This window comes from Corynebacterium accolens (assembly GCF_023520795.1).
In the GTDB taxonomy this organism is placed as follows: domain Bacteria; phylum Actinomycetota; class Actinomycetes; order Mycobacteriales; family Mycobacteriaceae; genus Corynebacterium; species Corynebacterium accolens.
On sequence record NZ_CP046605.1, the window covers coordinates 194,683 to 213,034 of the forward strand.

General features: G+C 64.2%; 16 protein-coding genes, 1 tRNA gene and 1 other RNA gene. 8 read left to right on the plus strand and 10 right to left on the minus strand.

What is annotated here, in order from left to right:
• Position 1: 1 nt before the first annotated feature.
• Complete coding sequence (locus CACC_RS00935) at positions 2-337, plus strand: hypothetical protein (RefSeq protein WP_005276440.1); 336 nt, start codon at positions 2-4, stop codon at positions 335-337.
• On the opposite strand, the gene CACC_RS00940 is transcribed toward CACC_RS00935, so the two are convergent.
• The 3 genes from CACC_RS00940 to CACC_RS00950 all read right to left on the minus strand — a co-directional run bounded on the left by CACC_RS00940 (position 334) and on the right by CACC_RS00950 (position 2,367).
• The gene (locus tag CACC_RS00940) at positions 334-582 is read right to left on the minus strand and encodes a hypothetical protein (RefSeq protein ID WP_005276443.1); all 249 of its coding nucleotides are present in this window, start codon (positions 580-582) and stop codon (positions 334-336) included. The two genes, CACC_RS00935 and CACC_RS00940, sit on opposite strands and share 4 nt — an antisense overlap.
• Positions 583-607: 25 nt before the next feature.
• Positions 608-2,149, minus strand: a complete 1,542-nt coding sequence (locus CACC_RS00945; protein ID WP_005276444.1) for a molybdopterin-dependent oxidoreductase — start codon at positions 2,147-2,149, stop codon at positions 608-610.
• Positions 2,150-2,278: 129 nt separating this feature from the next.
• Positions 2,279-2,367, minus strand: a tRNA-Ser gene (locus CACC_RS00950).
• Positions 2,368-2,576: 209 nt separating this feature from the next.
• On the opposite strand from CACC_RS00950, the gene ffs reads away from it, so the two are divergent.
• From ffs to CACC_RS00980, 6 genes are all read left to right on the plus strand, one after another.
• Positions 2,577-2,673, plus strand: an RNA gene (gene ffs, locus CACC_RS00955) — signal recognition particle sRNA small type.
• A 65-nt stretch (positions 2,674-2,738) separates the two neighbouring features.
• A complete protein-coding gene (locus tag CACC_RS00960; RefSeq protein ID WP_005276446.1) occupies positions 2,739-4,010 on the plus strand; it encodes an aspartate aminotransferase type Ic in 1,272 nt (423 codons plus the stop codon).
• 22 nt (positions 4,011-4,032) lie between these two features.
• Positions 4,033-4,557, plus strand: coding sequence for a suppressor of fused domain protein (locus CACC_RS00965; protein ID WP_005276448.1), 525 nt, complete (start codon positions 4,033-4,035; stop codon positions 4,555-4,557).
• Positions 4,558-4,575: 18 nt separating this feature from the next.
• A complete protein-coding gene (locus tag CACC_RS00970) occupies positions 4,576-7,335 on the plus strand; it encodes a DNA polymerase III subunit gamma and tau (RefSeq protein ID WP_035108253.1) in 2,760 nt (919 codons plus the stop codon).
• A 56-nt stretch (positions 7,336-7,391) separates the two neighbouring features.
• Entirely contained in the window at positions 7,392-7,760 is a 369-nt protein-coding gene (locus CACC_RS00975) for a YbaB/EbfC family nucleoid-associated protein (RefSeq protein WP_005276451.1), read from the plus strand.
• 72 nt (positions 7,761-7,832) lie between these two features.
• Positions 7,833-8,489 carry a recombination mediator RecR gene (locus CACC_RS00980; protein WP_023016568.1) on the plus strand — a complete coding sequence of 219 codons (657 nt, stop codon included), beginning with the start codon at positions 7,833-7,835 and terminating at the stop codon, positions 8,487-8,489.
• 63 nt (positions 8,490-8,552) lie between these two features.
• On the opposite strand, the gene CACC_RS00985 is transcribed toward CACC_RS00980, so the two are convergent.
• From CACC_RS00985 to leuA, 6 genes are all read right to left on the minus strand, one after another.
• Positions 8,553-9,653, minus strand: a complete 1,101-nt coding sequence (locus CACC_RS00985) for an HNH endonuclease signature motif containing protein (protein WP_005276455.1) — start codon at positions 9,651-9,653, stop codon at positions 8,553-8,555.
• 124 nt (positions 9,654-9,777) lie between these two features.
• A complete protein-coding gene (locus tag CACC_RS00990; protein ID WP_005276458.1) occupies positions 9,778-10,551 on the minus strand; it encodes a type 1 glutamine amidotransferase in 774 nt (257 codons plus the stop codon).
• On the minus strand, positions 10,544-11,821 hold the full coding sequence (locus tag CACC_RS00995; RefSeq protein WP_005276460.1) for a Mur ligase family protein: 1,278 nt from the start codon (positions 11,819-11,821) through the stop codon (positions 10,544-10,546). Before CACC_RS00995 ends, CACC_RS00990 begins: the two co-directional genes overlap by 8 nt.
• Before the next feature lie 27 nt (positions 11,822-11,848).
• Positions 11,849-12,997, minus strand: coding sequence for an exonuclease domain-containing protein (locus CACC_RS01000; protein WP_341864577.1), 1,149 nt, complete (start codon positions 12,995-12,997; stop codon positions 11,849-11,851).
• A gap of 375 nt (positions 12,998-13,372) precedes the next feature.
• On the minus strand, positions 13,373-14,155 hold the full coding sequence (locus CACC_RS01005; protein WP_005276464.1) for a hypothetical protein: 783 nt from the start codon (positions 14,153-14,155) through the stop codon (positions 13,373-13,375).
• 34 nt (positions 14,156-14,189) lie between these two features.
• Positions 14,190-16,007, minus strand: coding sequence for a 2-isopropylmalate synthase (leuA, locus tag CACC_RS01010; protein ID WP_005276465.1), 1,818 nt, complete (start codon positions 16,005-16,007; stop codon positions 14,190-14,192).
• Positions 16,008-16,241: 234 nt separating this feature from the next.
• Here leuA and CACC_RS01015 point away from each other — a divergent pair, with 234 nt between their 5' ends.
• Positions 16,242-17,333, plus strand: coding sequence for a hypothetical protein (locus CACC_RS01015; RefSeq protein WP_244262124.1), 1,092 nt, complete (start codon positions 16,242-16,244; stop codon positions 17,331-17,333).
• Here CACC_RS01015 and CACC_RS01020 read toward each other — a convergent pair.
• Entirely contained in the window at positions 17,330-18,172 is an 843-nt protein-coding gene (locus CACC_RS01020) for a DMT family transporter (protein ID WP_034653341.1), read from the minus strand. The genes CACC_RS01015 and CACC_RS01020 overlap by 4 nt on opposite strands.
• Positions 18,173-18,352 lie beyond the last annotated feature (180 nt).

Here is an 18,352-nt window from a genome sequence, read left to right on the forward strand (position 1 = left end):
CATGGACCCACAACACTATGCCGAGCTCGAGGACGCGATGGATTACCTCTACGATTTCCTCGATGAGGACTTAGCGGACCGCGTGCGCGCCGAGCGCGAGTTCGTTCCGGCGGGCTTAGAAAGCTTGCTTGCCGATGACTCCCTCGACGACTACGTCTGGCTCTGGATCAAGGATTCCGGGCCGAATGGCTTCCGGCAGTACCTGCGCGATGGCGGTTATTCCGAGGCCGAGGTGCGCCAGACCTTTGCCTGGGCGCGCAGCGAGTGGGGCATGAATACCCCACCGCATATCGCGTGGCTTAAAGAGGACGGCTACGAGCCGCCGCGCATCGATTAGGCCAGGCGGTACGGCCCCGCCTTGCGCACCGCCGCATCGATGACCTCCGGATCCACCGTGACGGACTCGGAGTGCTTGATGACGACATCCGCAGTGGCCTCCCCGGTCATCTCGAAGGTGGCTTGGCCCATTCCCGTATCGGCAAAGATGCCGTAGAGCTTTTGCAGGCACTTGCGCACGTCGTTGTCGTTGCGGACGCCTTCGATGGCGATGCGGGTTTCGGTGACGGAAGATTTATCAGTCATAGAAACAGATTCTAATCCTTCGGTGCTAGATGCGGCCGTTGAAGGCCTGGAGCGCGGAATCCTCGCGGGTGCCGCCGCGGCCATCGCCGTAGTCGGCGTAATCACCAATCCAGGCAATCCGCGATACCCACTTCACGGCCTTATACCCGTGGTTCGACTCCACGCGGGCGCGCACTGGGGCGCCCAAGTGCAGATCGATGTCCTGGTCATTGCGAGAGATTGCCAAGATCGACTGATCCTCCATGGCGGTCTCGATATCGAAGGCCGCGTAGAAAGGCTCGCGCGGGCGGTTATCGTACATCTTCTGCGCCAAACCATAGGACTCGATAAGCACGTAGTTGGCGCCTTCGGGGCGGGGGCAGAGTAGCTCGAGGACATCGACAAGCTTGGGACCTCCCCATTTCGAGGTCGCCGACCACCCCTGCATACAGGTATGCGTGGCGATGTAGGACGTCTGAGGTAGCTCCCGCAATTCTTCGAGGGTGACGGTCTTTTCAGTGCCGTTGACATCATCAGCCACGGTAATGGCGTAGTTCTGCCACCCATTGCGCTTGTACTCAGTCCACTCCGGGGACTCCTTTTCCGTTGGCGGCAGGCCGTTGGTCCAGTGGAAGGAGGAAATGGGCAGCGGCGAGTCCTTGGTTTCCTTGGGCTTGCGCGGGTGGAAGTGGTTCAGCGAAAGCTTGCGGCCAATTTCGGTGAACGAGACCAAGAAGTTATGTGCCCGGGCGCGGTCCGCCAAGGTCCAATAAGACAGGGCAACCCAGAAAATGATGACCGCCACGATGGTGATGATCACGGTGGTAAAGGCCTGCATATAGCGCTCGGTGGAGACGTCACCGAAGACGATGTGGACCATGTTGTGCTCGCGGTGTACGACGAATACCAGCACTACGTGGACCAAGATGAATGCGGACATCAACACCATGCCGATAAAGTGCAGCGACCGCGCGCCCTGGTGCCCGCCCAGCATCTTCACGAACCACGGGAAGCGCACGCGGATGGCCGGCGACATGCCCAGGCCAGTCACCATCATGAAGGGCGCGACGATGAAGATGACGAAGGCGTAGGCGAGCTGCTGGAGGGCATCGTATGGCGTGAAGTGTTCGATGCCGGGCGCGCTGAGGCTGATATAGACCTTGAAGGTATCCCAAGCCTCCGGGAAAATATCCCAGGACGTGGGGATGAGGCGCTGCCACAGGCCAGTGGCAAAGAGCAGCACGACATATACCAGGCCATTGAGGACCCACAACATGACCGATAGGCCGTGCCAGTGGCGGCCCAGGCCAACGTTTTCGCGGCCCGGCAGAGTCACGAGCGGCGACCACGAAAGCTCATCCATCAAAGAGGTATATACGCCCTCTTTCTTGGGCAGCTTGCGCTTGGTAAATCGCAGCCATTCGGTGCCAGGGGCGCAGTCATTGCGCCACCACAGGCGCGGCATGGAAGAAAGCATTTCCAGCCCGGAGCGCAAGAGCATGCCGATGAGTACAAAGTTGATGAGGTGTGTCGCGCGAAGCCACAAAGGAAAATCGGGGTTTTCGCCGAGAGCCAAGACATAGTCCATGGGGGAGGGTCCTAGTGAGATAGTTTATGGGGAAAAGGGGGCTATCTCTATTTTGACGGGTTTTCACGGATTAAACAAGCAGGCTGTAGATACGCGAAAATCCCGACTCTTTCGAGCCGGGATTTCCAGTGGCGGAGGATGTGGGATTTGAACCCACGAGGGGCGTGAACCCCGCACGCGTTCCAGGCGTGTGACATAGGCCGCTAGTCGAATCCTCCGAGAAGAAACATTAGCAGCCGTGGCAATTAGAATGCCAATCGCCTGGTCAGTGCCGATTTTTGGGCAATTATTGGGTTTCGGTAGGGCAGGACCCGGCGCTCACCGAACTGCTGCCGCTTACCGATGCCCCCACAGCCTTCCGCCTCGCCCCAAGCGATGTCGGGCGGCGGTGTATTTGGCTTATGCGGGCCGTGGGCGTTAAGGTAAAGGCAGGATTCCGCGTGGCGTCCATCCTCTGAACTCCCCCAGGGCAGGAATGCAGCAAGGGTCAGGAGGCTCTGACGGGTGCGCGGGGTCCCTTTTTTGTGCAGGGTGCGTTAGTATTGGTGGCTAAACGTCGCACCACACTACGGAAGGTAAGACATAACTAATGTCGCTTCTCACTCTGGAATCGTCCGCTTTGGCAGAACTTGCCACTAAAGTCCGCGAAGAATATGCGGACCTAAAAGCAAAGGGCCTCAAGCTGGATTTGACCCGTGGCAAGCCATCGAAGGCGCAGCTCGATCTCTCCAACGCGCTGTTATCGCTGCCGGGTGAGGGAAACTACACCGATTCTGAAGGCGCTGACCTGCGCAACTACGGCAACCTGAAGGGCGTGAAGAAGCTGCGTGAGCTGTGGGGCGAGTTAATCAATATTGACCCAGAGCTCTTGCTGGCCGGCGATAGCTCCTCGCTCAACATCATGTTCGACCTCATTTCTTGGTCCTATATCTTCGGCACCAATGATTCGCCGCACCCGTGGAGCGAGGAAGAAACCGTCAAGTGGATCTGCCCGGTTCCCGGCTATGACCGGCACTTTGCCATCACGGAGCTCTTCGGCTTTGAGCTGGTGACTGTGCCGATGGAAGACGACGGCCCAGATGTCGAGGCCATCGCTAAGCTCGCCCAGGACCCACAGGTCAAGGGCATGTGGCTCATCCCCATGTTCTCCAACCCCACCGGCGTACTCATCTCGGAGGAAAAGACCCGCCGCCTGGCAGAAATGGACACCGCGGCGCCCGATTTCCGCATCGTGTGGGATAACGCCTATGCAGTACACACGCTGACAGAGGAGTTTCCGGAAGTCTTGCCGGTGCTGGACATCGCCAAGCAGGGCGGGCACCCCAACCGCTTCTGGGCCATGTCCTCGAGCTCCAAGGTCACCTTCGCGGGCTCTGGCGTGAGCTTTTTCGGGTCCTCGGCGGAGAACCTTGATTGGTACCTGGCGAACGCGGGCATCCGCGGTATTGGGCCCAACAAGATTAACCAGTTCGCCCACGCCGAGTTCTTCGGCTCCGCGGACGGCGTGCGCGAGCTGATGCGCCGCCACGCCGAGCTGCTGGCGCCGAAGTTTGCCGCCGCGCGTCGCATCTTGGACGAGCGCCTGGGCGAGTACGGCGTGGCGGAATGGACCGACCCAGCGGGCGGCTACTTCATTTCCATGGACGTCGTCGATGGCACCGCTACCCGCGTGTGGGAACTGGCCAAGGACGCCGGCATCGTGCTCACCAAGGCGGGCGCGGCCTACCCGCACGGCCGCGATGAGAATGACCGCAATATCCGCCTTGCGGTGTCGCTGCCGCCGCAGGAGGAAATCGAGGAAGCCATCGACGGCGTTGCCACCTGCGTGCTCCTGGCAGCCATCGAAAAGGCGGAGGGCTAAAATCAACGCCGACGAATCCGCCGTGTGGCTTAGCGAGGTCATCCCGGCTCCGCTGGAGTTCCGGTACGTTGATGGGCGCAGGCTGGGTTTAGCCAGGCTTGCCGATGCCCAATCCCTCGCCCTCACCACCACCTTCAACGACGTCGATACCGGCCTGCGCAGCGATGCCGAAGGCCTAGATGTGCGCTGCGAACTCGTCACTGTGGCGCGCGTGGGCCAGCCCGAAGTCGCCGCCGCCGTGGGGGCTGCGGCCGCGAAGTTGGAGAAGGCGGGCGGCCTCTTGCCCGCGCAGCCCGGCGTCTTGCTGCCGTCGCTTTTGGATCTCCCCGGCGAGCCGTCCGTGCACCACGGGCTGCTCATCGCCCCGTACCTTTGGGGCGGGCAGACGCCGCAGTACCGCGAGGATGACCGCCTGACGCTCGTGCTGCAGCTGGTCATGCTGACGGATGCGGAATATGCGTTTGGGGTGGAAGAGGGCGTCGGCAAGCTGCAGGAGGCAGTGGCCGAGCAGGGCATTGACCTGCTGGACTGGTCGCGCGAGGGTTAGCCGGTAAACTGGCTAACCGTGGCTTTATACCGGAAATACCGTCCAGCAACGTTTGCCGAGGTCGTGGGGCAAGAGCAGGTCACCACGCCGCTATCTGCCGCCCTCGACGCGGGGCGCATCAACCACGCCTACCTCTTTTCCGGCCCGCGCGGCTGCGGTAAGACGTCTTCGGCGCGGATTATGGCCCGCTCGCTCAACTGCGAGCACGGGCCCACGTCGACGCCGTGCGGCAAGTGCGATTCGTGCGTGTCGCTTGCGCCCGGCGGCCCGGGCAACCTGGACGTGACGGAGCTCGACGCCGCCTCGCACAATGGCGTGGAGGACATGCGCGAGCTGCGCGACCGCGCCTACTATGCGCCGGCGGAATCGCGCTATCGCATCTTCATCATCGACGAGGCGCACATGATTTCCCCGTCCGGCGCCAATGCGTTGCTCAAGGTGGTTGAAGAGCCGCCCGAGCACGTGATTTTCATCTTTGCGACGACGGAGCCGGAAAAAATCATCGGCACCATTCGCTCCCGGACGCACCACTATCCCTTCCGCCTGCTTACCCCGCCCGCGATGAAGGGGCTGCTGCAAAGGACCGTCGCCTCTGAGGGCGTGCAGGTCGAAGACGCCGTCTATCCCATGGTCATCGAGGCCGGCGGTGGCTCCCCGCGCGATACCTTGTCGCTGTTGGACCAGCTTTTGGCCGGTGCGGGCCCCGATGGCTTGACCTATGACCTCGCGCGCCCGCTGCTGGGGGTTACGGACGTCACGCTTCTCGATGACACCATCGCTACCCTCGCCGAAAACGACAAGGCCGGCCTCTTCGCGCAGATCGACAACGTCATCGAGGCCGGCCACGACCCACGCCGCTTTGCGGTGGATCTGCTCGACCGCTTGCGCGACCTGATGATCCTGCAGGCAGTGCCGGGCGCCATCGATGCCGGCCTGGTTTCCGCGCCTACCGACCGCGCCGAGGTGCTCACCGCCCAAGCGCAGCGTTTTTCCGGCCCGCAGTTGACTTATCTTGCCTCCACCGTCAATGACCGCATCAGCGATCTGACCGGGGCCACCTCGCCGCGTCTGCTGCTCGAAATCATGTGCGCACACCTGCTCATCGGTACCTCGTCCGGCGCGGCGCCGGGTGCAGCTCTGGGCGCCGCGAGCCAGCCAGGCCAATTGCCTCAGGCCGCCCAACCCAGCGGCGCCCCGCAATCCGCACAGGCAAGCCAGCCCAACCAGGCCGGCCAAGGGGCACAATCGGCGCAGGCAGCGCAGTCAGGGCAGCCAGGACAATCGGGCCAGGCGGCACCCTCTGCGGGAAACGGCCCCGCCTTTTCGGGGGCCCAAGACCCGCAGTCGGCAGCGGCCGCCATCATCGCGCGGCGCCGCGCAAAGTCCCAGGCCCAGCAAAACCAGCCTGCTCCGGGCTCCACCGCACCGGCGGAGCCACAGCAACGACAAAACCAGGCCGCCACGGGCCCTACTGGCTCAGAGGTGCCTGCACAACAATCAAATCAAGCGGCCGCTGGCACCGAGGCACAGTCGGGGCAAGCAACATCACCGTCACCATCGTCTCAACCGGAGGCAACGGCGCAGCAATCGCGTGGCGAGCATGAGGGTCCTGCGCAGTCGGCGCAGGCCACCCCGGCTGAGCAGTCTGCGCAGCCAGCACCGGCGGCGCAACATGAACAGCCAGCGCAAACGGAGTCGACAGGGGCTGAGAATCAGGGACGATCTGAGTTGTCCCAAGAACAACCGAGCGCGGAGCATGCGCAATCGGCGCAGGCTGATTGGGCTGGCCAGGCTGGGCCGTCTGACCAGGTGGAGAAGTCAGAAAGAGCTGATGGGTCTGGGCGGCCTGAGCAGCAGTCCACGGATTCGCAGTCTAGCGATGTGCCTGAAAAGGACGCTTCGGCTACCGAGGGAAGCGGCGACGCAAAAACTGACGTCGGCGCGGATCCATGGGGTCAGGAGCGCCAGGTTCCGCAGAATGCCCCAGCCCGCGGCAACGGCCAAGGGGAACCATTGGAGAAACCGGTGCCAGCGGCGACAGCACAGTCGGAGGGGCAGCAACAAGCCCAGGCAGCGCAGGCGACAGTGCAGTCGGAGGGGCAGGGCCAGGGGGCATCGGCAAGCGGCGATGACGGTGACTTCGTGGAGGCAGTGAAGCGGAAATGGGTGGAGCTGAGGGGGAGCGTCGGCAAGCGGAATAAGGTTGCTGAAATCATGCTTGCCGAAGCCCGCGTGCTCGGGTTCCGCGATAATACGCTGACGCTGGGGCATACCACCGGTGCGCTGGCAGAACGCATCAATGCGCCGGCGAATAATTCCGTCATTGTGGACGTGCTGCGGGAGGAATTCCAACGCGATATTGAGGTCAATTGCGTGGTGGGCACGGACCCGAAGACCGCCGGTTTCGATGCGCCGCGGGCCCCGCAAGCTAAACCCGAATGGAACCCCAACGCGCCCGAACGCGAGCCCAGCGATGACAAGGAGGCGGAGAGTAAGCCCGGGTGGCGCTCGCGCATCGCCAAGGCAAGCGAGGTGGCGAAGCAGCGCGATGAGGAATTCGCGCGCACGCCGCAATTTAGCAACGGGGTGCCGCTGCCGCCTGAGCCGGAGGGCCCCGCGGACGAGCCGCCGCCGGAAGAACCGCCGGCCTATACCCGCGATGACGAAGAACGCGACATGGTCGAAGCCGCGCAGTCCGCAGGCGAAATGGACCACCGCAGCGCCACCGAGGTGGCGATGGAGCTCGTGGAAAAGGAACTAGGTGCTCGCCGTGTCTAGGACTGTGGCACGGTAGACTCGGGCGGTAGCAAAGCTATTGAGAAAGGACGAAAGCTATGGCTGAACAAGATTCCACCCCACAACCTAATGACATGAATGACCTCATCGCGCAGGCCGCGCAGGTGCAGGCCGAGCTGCAGAAGGCGCAAGAAGAAATCCTGGCTACCAACGTCGAGGGCAGCGCGGGCAATGGCCTGGTTAAGGTGACCATGACCGGCGGCGCCGAGCTAGTAGACCTGCAGATTGATAAGTCCGTGGTTGACCCGGAGGACATCGATACGCTGCAGGACCTGGTGATGGGCGCGTTTAAGGATGCCCACGCCGCTGCGGGCAAGCTGGCACAGGAAAAGATTGGTCCCCTCTCGCAGGGCATGGGCGGCCAGGGTGGACCGTCGATGGATGACATGTTCGGCGGCAATTTCTAGCTGGGCGATATTCTAAAAAGGCCGTTGTCCCGATAGTGGGGCCGCGGCCTTGACGTAATTTTGGGAGTTGTGGTGTTTGAAGGACCTCTGCAGGACCTCATTGATGAGTTTTCGCGCTTGCCGGGCATAGGCCCGAAGTCGGCGCAGCGTATCGCGTTTCATGTATTGCACATGGAACCGGAGGATATCGAGCGCCTGCAAAATGCCTTAGGCGGGGTGCGCGACGGCGTTACTTTCTGCCGCATTTGTTGCAATATTTCGCGCGAGGATGTGTGCCGGATTTGCATCAATTCGCAGCGCGACGCCTCGACCATTTGTGTTGTGGAGGAGCCGAAGGACATCCAGGTCATCGAGCGCACGGGTGAGTACGAGGGCCGCTACCACGTCCTCGGCGGTGCGCTGGACCCGCTGGCCAATGTTGGGCCGAAGGATTTGAATATTTCCACGCTCCTCCAGCGCTTGGGTGGGGTGCTGCCGGATAGGGAATTGGCGGATTCCACGCCAGAAGCCCCGCTTTACGACGATACCCCCACCATCCACGAGGTCATCCTCGCCACCGATCCAAATACGGAGGGCGAGGCCACCGCGGCATACCTGGTGCGGTTATTGCGGGACTTCCCCGATTTAAAGATCACCAGATTGGCCTCCGGCATGCCGCTCGGAGGCGATTTGGAGTTCGTGGACGAGCTAACCTTGTCCCGTGCGCTTTCGGGGCGCTTAACCATTTAGGCGTCCGCAGCATCGACCGCGGTGCCGTTCGGCAACGGCCCGGGACATTTGGTTTCTTGCGGTTTAAGGCACGGCGGCGGTGGGCCCGCGTGGCGCGCGGCCGGTGAAGACTGGGGGAGGCGCATTCGGCTCCGGTGGCGAGGCCGAGTCAGGTGGCGAGTCCGAATGTGACGGTGCAGCGGACCCCGGCGGGTGGGCTGGTCGGCCCGCGTGGCGCGGATGCGGCGGCAGCCAGGCGATGCGCCCGTTGACGCGCGCCATCCGCCCGCGCCCCGGAAGGCCGTTGATCGAATTGTGGTACGGGCACAAAAGGCACATATTCGCCGGGTGGGTGTGGCCGCCGCGGGCGTATTCGAAGATGTGGTGGGCTTGGCATTCGGCGGCGGGGCGCCTGCAAGAGGGCCAGGCGCAGCGCGCGCCTTCGGCCTCGAGCATGCGGCGCTGTTTGGCGGAGGCGTGGCGGGCGCGGTAGAGGTTGACGGGGCCTTCCTCGGGGTGGATGAGGGTGAAAAGCCCGGCGCCGGCGAGCGTGCGGCGGATAAGGTCGGCGCCGGTGATGGTGGCGCCGTTGGTCATGGCGAGGCGGACTTCGGAGCCCTCGCCGCGCAGGATCTTCAGGTAATCCGGCAGCTCGATGATGACATTGGTGGTCACGCTGGCCGGCGCGACGGCGCGGGAACCGGTGAGCCAGGCGAGGGGATCGCCCTTCGCGGTGGCCCAGATATCGGCCATTTCGGCGGCGGGACCGGTAAAGCTCAGCGTGGTTTTCTCGCCGTGCAGGATGCGGCGCCCACCGTCTTCGCGCTCGGGTGGCGGGGCGATGTCGCGCAGCAGGCGGGTGGCGGCGCGGGATACTTCGGCGGTGGTCCCGGCGGTGGCGCACAGCGTTTCGCGGAAGCGCCAGCGCTCGGTGGGATTCTTCACCCGCCGGGAGCGGCGCGCGATGAGCGCGAGCGTGTCCAGGCTGTGCTGGTTGCGGCGCGCGGCGGCTAGGGCGCGGCGTTGATAGCGCGAGTGGCTGGTGGGAGCGAGGAAAGCCTCGGCGGTGCGGCGCAGCTCGCTCGCTTGGTCCGCAGGCAGGGGCAGGTCAGCGGCAGCGTAGGCCTCTTCAATCAGGTCTACGCCGTGCTTGGCGATGTCCCCCAGTTGCTCCAATAACGTCATGCCCCGCAGCCTAGGGTTGGGGACTGGGAGCTACAAGGCGGCCGAGCCCGGCCTGTGGATAACTTGGCTCAAATCGGCCCTTTTGGGTCGTGAGGGCCGAGAATTGGCGAAGTTATCCACAGGTTTAGCGCTGGGAGCGCGGCGGCTCGGCGGCGTTGAAGCGCTCGGTGCGCAGGCGATCGACCGCGGGGATGTCCAGCGGATCGAGATCAGCGAGCGAGACGCCCATGGCTTGGGCGAGGAGCAGATCCGCGAGCTGCGGGTTCCGGGCCAGGGCGGGGCCGTGCATATAGGTGGCGATGACGCTGCCCTGCACGGCGCCTTCGTAGGTGCGCTGGGTGGAACCATCGGCGAGATCCGCGGTGGCGGCTTGGTCGGCGTTGCCGTTGCCGCGGGTGAGGGTTCCCAGCGGGCGGGCGGACGGACCGAGGATGGTCGCGCCCAAGTGATTTTCGAAGCCGGTGAGCGGCTCGGTGAGATCTGCGGTCACGCCGGCGCCGGTAGGGGTAGAAGACACTTCGCCGATGGCGCGGTCTTGCATGCCGGCGGTGGTGGCATCGATAAGCCCGACGCCATCGATGATGCGGCCGGAGGCGCGGAAGGACTCGCCCAGGACCTGCAGGCCGGCGCAAATGGCCAAGATGGGGCGGCCGGACGTGGCGGCGCGGGTTAGCCCGCCATCGGCAATGAGGTGTTCTGCGGCAAGAATCTGCGCGGTGTCTTCGCCGCCGCCGATGGTATAAATATCCAGCGTCTCGGGCACGGGTTCGCCAAGCCGGATGGGGTGAATCTCGGCGTCGAGGCCGCGCATGCGGGCGCGTTGGCGCAGCACGAGGGCGTTGCCGTCATCGCCGTAGGTGCCGAGGACATCGGGAAGCACTAGGCCGATATTAAGCATTATTAGCCTCCTTGGACAGGGCCTTTTTCAGATCGCGGAAGGCGGTGTAATTGGCAAGGACCTCGATGCGGCCCTCGGGGCAGGCGGCGAGCGCATCCATGGGGTCCGGGATGAGCTCGTGGGTGATATCCGCGTAGACGAGGCGGACGGCAAGGTCGGTGCCGCGCTCACCGGCGGCCTTGACGCTGAGACCGTTAAAGCCCTCGAATTTTACGTCCCAGAGCCAGGACATGTCGATACCATCGGCAACCTGCCCGTTCGTGGCGATGACCAGCCCATCGGCGCTGCGGTCCACCATGGACAGGGCCTCTTGCCAGCCGGCGGGGTTCTTGGCCAGCAGCAGGCGAATCTCGCGGCCCTTCCAGTGGATGGTGGAATACCGGCCGGCGACGTCATCGATGCTTTCTGCCGCGGCAATTGCGCGGTCCAAGTCCACGCCGAAGCCCTCGACGGCCGCGGCGATGGCCTGTGCCGCGTTGCCGCGATTGGCGCGGCCCGGCAACGCGAGGTTCAGCGGGTGCTTTGCGGTGGGGGTGATGACGCCATGCTTATCGATGCCCCACGTCGGCTGCGGGCGGCGGAACTCGCGGCCATCGGCAAGCGGCTTGACCGCGTACCAGTCATCCTCGGTGCGCACGACGTGGCCGCCGGTGCGCGGGCAGGTGACGGAATCGCCGAGCCAGCCGGCGCCGGCGGAGACCCAAATGACGTTCTTGGCGTCATAGGCCACCGAGGTCATGAGCACGTCATCGCAATTGGCGATGACCAGCATGTCCGGGTGGGCCTCCACGGCGCCGCGGAGGGCGCGTTCGATCTTGTTGATCTCGCCTACGCGGTCGAGCTGATCGCGGGTGAGGTTGAGCAGGACGAGCGCCTGCGGGTTGAGGTTATCGGCGACGTGCGGCACGTGCAGCTCGTCGACCTCGAGGACGAGGTGCGAGGCGTCCTTGCCCGCCATGAGCGCGGAGATGATGCCGGCGTCCATGTTATCGCCGCCGTCATTGGTGGCGACCTGGTGCTCGGCACGGACCGCGGCGGCGAGCATGCGGGTGGTGGTGGACTTGCCGTTGGTGCCGGTGACCAGCACGGCCGGGCGCCCGCCGCCCAGGTTGGTCATGATGGAGGGGTCAATGGCATTGGCGATAAGGCCGCCGATCATTCCGCCGGCGCCCCGGCCGGTGGCGCGGGAAGCGGTGGTGGCCAGCTTCGCGGCGGATGTCGCGGCGGTGGTGCGCAACTTCTTCAAGGCACCCGGGACTGAAAAACTCATGCCCCCTAGGGTAGTCGGGGAAGCGGCCTAGGCGTTGTTCTTGGGCGCCGAGCCGCCAGAATTTCGCCGCCCCCGGCCGCGCCCGCCGCGCCTGCGCCGCCGCTTCTGGCTCTTGCTCTGGTTATTTCCACCGCTTTTTTGCGGGGGCTGGCGCCGTGCAGTGGTGGGTTCTTCGATGCGGGTGAGGGCATCGAGAAACGCGGCATCAGACATCAGCGGGATGCCCTTGCGTTGGGCGTGCATGGCTTTGCCCACGAGATCCGTGGTGACATTGCACACGACAAGCGATGCCTCGCGGGTGAGCTTTTCCGAATAGTTCAGCTCTTCGCGCATGAGGGCGGAGATAATCGTGTCCGGGTCCTCCAGGATTTCGGGGGCCACGACGATTTCCATGCCGCGGCGCAGCTCCTTGCCGGGCTCGTACTTGCCGGGGTTGTGGTGCTGCACGGGGGCTTCGGCCGCATCGACGCGCACGTGCGAGCGCTGCAGGCCAAAGCGGTCGGCGCGGACATCGTCCGGGGCATAGCTGCGCACCGGGCCGCGCTGCTGGTGCTGGTAGAGCTGGATGAGCAGCTCCGTCTCCTCCCGCGAGGTTTCCTGCTCCGGGCGCCGGGCGCGTTCCACCGTTGCCTTCGGATCGGCATCCAGGCCATTCTGCTTAGCGACGCCCCTCAGCCGCACATCATTCGACCGCACGCCTTGCGCATACGAGGTGGCCAAGGTATCGATGATGCGCACGGGGGCGGGCATGTGGCCCACCTTTTGGCGGCGTCGCTTGCCCTTGTTGCGACCGCGGTTGCGCGCGCGATTTTGGCGGGCGGCGGTCATCATGGCGCGGCGGGCCTCGGCGACGATAAAGCCCCAGGTATAGGGGATATCGTGGACGACGAGGGTGCGGCCATCGATAAGCTTATCCAGCGATTTGAGGATCCTGCTAAAAGCAGGGGCCTGTTCGATATCCGCGACGGTGAGCCCGTGGAGGTGGTGCGGGCCGGCGTCGATATCCGGCTTGAGCACGGCGTGGAAGCGCTGGCCAATATCGCCGGCATTATCGAAGGCCACCGCATCGATGGTGACTATGCGCCCGGTCGAGGGGTGGATGCCCGTGGTCTGCAGCGTGAGGGCTACGTAGGGGTGCTTGGTGACGGTCTCGGCTTTTTCCGGCTGCTTTTGCAGCGCGCTGTCCGCGCTGGATGCGGAGGACTCGGATGCTGTGGGGCTTGGAGCGGCCGAAGCGGCTGTATCGGCCGGAGTTTTCGGCTTCGCCGGCCCGCCGGAGGGGCGGACGGCGCGGCGCGGCCGAGACCGGCGCGGGCCCGGCTGCGCGGGGTCGGCGTCAGGATTGGCGGAGTCGGCTGCGGAGTGAGGGGACGCCTGGGCGTGGGTCCTAGCCGCATGCTGGGACGCCATGGTCGCCGGCGAGGGAGCCTGCGGCGACCGTGGGGAGGGGCCAGGTGTGTTATTCATCAACCTAAGTCTAGTATCCCGGAATTCCTGTGGCGGGACAGGGCGCGCCGGGCCTTTTCGTTGCCTAATCCGGTTTAGTGGACACTAAACCGCGACGATGAATACGGTCACCAGCGCCACGACGGCGACTAGGGCTATGGCCGTGACCCACCACCCGGTGTGGCGCGTGGGCTCCGGGGTGGCGGTGACGGCGCGAAAGCTGCTGGTTTCGAAGGTCTCGGTCGCCGCCTGCGTGGTCGGGGTGGCCACGGCCACCGAGTCCTCGTTGGAGGCGGGAAGCGGGTCGCCGGCGTAGATGCTCAGCACACGATCGTTGCCGCGCGGGGCGTGGTAGGCGTGGGCGAGGATGGGGGCATCGGCAAGCGGGGGCAGCGAGGGACCCGGGGACAGTGTGGTGAGGAATTTAGGGCCGAAGAAGACGTCGACGGCGTTGGCGGAGGGCACGAGGTTGACCAGCACGTGCATCCGAGCCTGGGCGGGGATATCGAGATCCGCAGGGAGATCGGTGATATCGATGGGCGGGGCGTAGCCGAGCATCGTATAGGGCCCGCCGGGCGGATTATTCGCTGGCAGGCAGAGCCCGGGGCGGGGAAGCAGGAGGGTGACGTGGCCATCGGCATGCGGCTGGGCCGTGGCGGCCGGGGTGAGACCGGCGCGAAAAAGCAGGTCGATCTCGGGGTATTCCGCGCGGTCCGCGGCGCTAATGGTGCCGATCTGGTCGTGGGTTTCCACGCTTAAACCACCCTCCTGGCTGGGAGCCAGAGTGACGGTGAATTCCTCCGTGCCCTTCACCGATGCACCGTGAATGGGCAAGGCCTGCACCGCGCCGAGGCCGCGGTGGGGGATGAGGTAGGTAGAAGAAGGCATAGTCGATCTTCTACCATGCCGGCCCGCGCCCGCGTTAGGCCAACGCGCGGTTTACTGCGGAGGTAATCGCGTTGATGGAGGCGCGGGTCGTGGAAGCGGCGATGCCCGCACCCCAGACCTTGTTCTGGTTGACGTCGGCGGCAATGTAGCAGGCGGCCTCGGCATCATCGCCGGCCGAGCGCGATTGCTGGGAGTAATCGATGACATCGAAATCGATGCCCAAGGACTCCAGCGCATTGGCGTAGGCGGCGATGGGACCATTGCCGGTGCCGGTGACCTCGGATTCCTTGCCGTTGTAGGTCACGGTGGCGGTGACGGTGGCATCGGTATCTTCGGCGGAAATATTGTCGATTTCGAACGATTCCAGCTGCAGCGGGGTGGTGCGGTCCAGGAATTCGGTGGCGAAGATGTCCCACATATTCTTGGAATTGACCTCGCCGCCTTCGGTATCGGTGATTTCCTGCACGACGGTGGAAAACTCCGCCTGCATGGCGCGCGGCATATTGATGCCGTGGTCGGTCTTCATGATGTAGGCGACGCCACCCTTGCCGGACTGGGAGTTGACGCGGATAACGGCCTGGTAATCGCGGCCCACGTCCTTCGGGTCGATGGGCAGGTAGGGAACCTCCCAGATGGCATCGCGCAGCTCTTCCCAGCTGACGTCGGTGGAATTGGCCTCCGGGCGCACCGTTGCGGCCAGCGCGTCCAGGCCCTTATTGATGGCATCCTGGTGCGAGCCAGAGAACGCGGTAAAGACCAGTTCACCGCCGTAGGGGTGGCGCTCGGGAACGCGCAGCTGGTTGCAATACTCCACGGTCTCGCGGATCTTGGGCAGATCGGTGAAGTCGATCTGGGGGTCAACGCCCTGGGTGAGCATGTTCAGGCCCAAGGTCACCAGGTCCACGTTGCCGGTGCGCTCGCCATTGCCAAACAGGCAACCCTCGATGCGGTCGGCGCCGGCCATATAGCCCAGCTCGGCGGCGGCAACGCCCTCGCCGCGGTCATTGTGGGGGTGCAGCGAAATCAAGATGGAATCGCGCCGGGCCAGGTTGCGGTCCATCCACTCGATGGAATCGGCGTAGACATTCGGCGAAATCATCTCCACCGTGGACGGCAGATTGATGATCATCGGGTTCTCGGGGCTCGGATCCATGATGGCGACCACGTCATCGCAGACCTCGCGGGCGAAATCCAGCTCGGTGCCGGTAAAGGACTCAGGGGAGTACTCCCAGCGCCAGTTGGTATCGGGGTAGTCGGCGGCGATGGATTTGATGAGCTCGGCGGCATCGGTAGCCAGTTTCTTGATGGCCGGCTTGTCCTTGCGGAAGACCACGCGGCGCTGCAGCTTCGAGGTGGAGTTATAAAAGTGCACGATGACGTTCTTGGCGCCGGCGCAGGCCTCGAAAGTGCGGCGGATCAGGTGCTCGCGGGCCTGGACGAGGACCTGGATGGTGACATCTTCTGGAATCTTATCGCCCTCGATGATTTCGCGGACGAAGTTGAAGTCCGTCTGGGAGGCGGACGGGAAGCCCACCTCGATTTCCTTGTAGCCCATCTGCACCAGCAGGTCGAACATGCGGTGCTTGCGCTCGGGGCTCATGGGATCGATCAGCGCCTGGTTGCCATCGCGCAGGTCCACGGCGCACCACTGCGGGGCGTGGGTGATCTTCTTGCCCGGCCACGTGCGGTCCGGCAAGTCGATGTCCTCGACCTCTACGGCAAACGGCTGGTAGCGGTCGAACGGCATGGAGGAGCCGCGCTGCTTATTCCAGGCGGGCTGTCCCTCGCGGGGAGGGCCTGCAGGGGTGGTGATTTCGCGGGGTGCGCTAATGAAGGAATCGTTGGGAGACATGGGGTGCGGTGTCCTTAATGTGTTTGGTGTCGGGAAGTGCGACGGCCAGCTGGGCTAAGGATTGCCAGACTCCGCGACGGGGCGCTGGCCGTAGGTTTAGGCCGAAATCCCGCCGCGGCAGATAAGGAGTAGGTCGTTCCGCAATGTCATACCGGTCACACTACAGAGAATCTCACTGTGTGGCAACATATTTCATTCAGCGGGACGCGCGGGCCCGTGGCGTACCATGCTGGTGTGCCTATCGCTCCTACCACCCGCCGCCCCACGGTGACGTCCACGCTGCGCTGCTGGTTTTATGCCACGCTCGTGGCGGTTGTAGGCACGGCGATTCGCCTCAGCGTGCTCGCGGCGATGGCCGCGGCGCAGGGCGATTCCCTGTGGGGGCTGCTGAATAAATGGGACGCCAACTACTACGTGGGCATCGCCCGGGCGGGTTATGCCCCGGCTGATGAAACGACCCTTGCGTTTTTTCCCGGCTTCCCACTGGTGGTGCGGGCAGTCAGCAACCTGCTGGGCACGGAGGTTGCGGGCACGGCGATGGTCCTCAACCTCTTTTTCACCATCGCCTTGGCGGCGGGCGTTATGGCGCTGGCTAGGCAGATGGGGCTGGGCACGCGCGGCCAGGTGCTCGGCGCGACGGTGGTTACCAGCGCGCCCATGAGCATCGTTTTTGCCATGCCTTATACGGAGGCGCTCTTCGGCGCGCTCGCGATCTGGGCAGTGGTGATGCTGCACGATCAGCGCTGGATTGCGGCCGGGGCGCTGATTTTTCTTGCCTCTTTCGTCCGCCTGACAGCGGTGGATCTCATCGTGGTTTTCGCGCTTATGGTGCTCTTTAAGGCGTGGCGCACCTGGTGGGCTTGGCTGAGCGTCGCGGTATCGGCGCTGCCCCTAGCTGGCTATATCTGGTGGGCCAATCGCCATTTATCCGGCGCCGGCGGGTACTTCGGCCTGCAGGAGAAGCACTGGAATTCCGGTTTCGATGGTGGCCGGGCGACGGTGTCCTGGGTGGCGGAGACGCTGTCTAGCGCCACGAACGGCGGGTATCTGCTCAGCGCCGCGGTGATCATCGCCGCCCCCATCTGCCTGCTGCTGGCCTGGGGGCGCCTGCCGCTGCCAGCCTGGCTCTTTGCCGCGGTGCTGATGGCTAATGTGCTGCTTTCCGATGGCATCATGCACTCCCGCCCCCGCCTCTTACTGCCCGCAGCGGTGGTCTTGGTGCCGTGGGTGGGCAAGAAGGGGGCATCGGCAAGCGTGGGTGCCTGGGTGCTCTTCGGGGCCTGGTTTTCGGCCTATATGCTGGCCGTATTCGAGTGGGCCATCTAGCTGCGCTGGCTGACCGGGTTGCGCGACAAAATGATGGTCGCGGCGATCATGACGCCGAGCGCGGCCATCATGACGAGCCAGCCGGCGGTGGAATCGATGAGGAATTTCTCGCCCAAGACCATATAGCCCAAGCCGAAGGCGACGATGGGCTCGAAGATGGTCATGGCCGGCAGCGACTGTGCGAGCGGGCCGGCGTTGAAGGAGTATTGCTGCACGACGGTGCCGGTCAGGGCGAGGCCGATGAGGCCGTAGAACTGCCAGCTGCCCACCAGGACGCTCAGGCCCTCGTGGGTGAAGATATCCACCACGGCCTTCGATAGCAGGGCGACGAAGCCGTAGATGACGCCGCAGGCGGTGCCCAGGGCGAGCGGGCGTTGCTCTCGGAATTTATGGCCGGCCACGCCCAACGCGACCAGGGTGGCCAGGCCCAATAGCAGCGCGGGCCACCACTGGCTCCACTCTGGCCGGGGATTGCCGGCGACGGGGCGGCCGTAGACCACCATCACGCCGACCGCTACCGTGAGTGCAATGGACCAGAAGGTCTCGTGCACGGGCATGGGGCGCTTGGCATACCAGGCCGAAAGCGGCAGGGTAAACATGAGCGAGAGCACCAAAATGGGCTGGACCACCAGCAAGGTACCAAAGCCCAGGGCGACGACCTGGAGGCCGTAGGCGAGGATGGCCGCGCCGGTGCCGACCCACCACAGTGGGTTGGTCATGGCGGAGCGCATGACTGAATCGTCTGCTTCAAGGGCGATGCGGTGGCGAACGACCGTGCCCCAAGCAACCGTAAGCGCGGAGGCGAGCGCGAAGAATACGGCCAGGAAGTTGCTTAACACCCGCTCAACGCTAGTAAAAAAGTGACGGAGATGCATTTTGCTTGGCGATGCCGCCCCCGGCCCACCGCCTTGCGTGTGCACGGGGGTGGGTGTGAATAAAATAAAAGTATTGTTTCGGAATTATGATGAGGTGTAGCGCCTTGCGGGGTAGCATAGGAATTTGACTAGTGTCCGACAGGT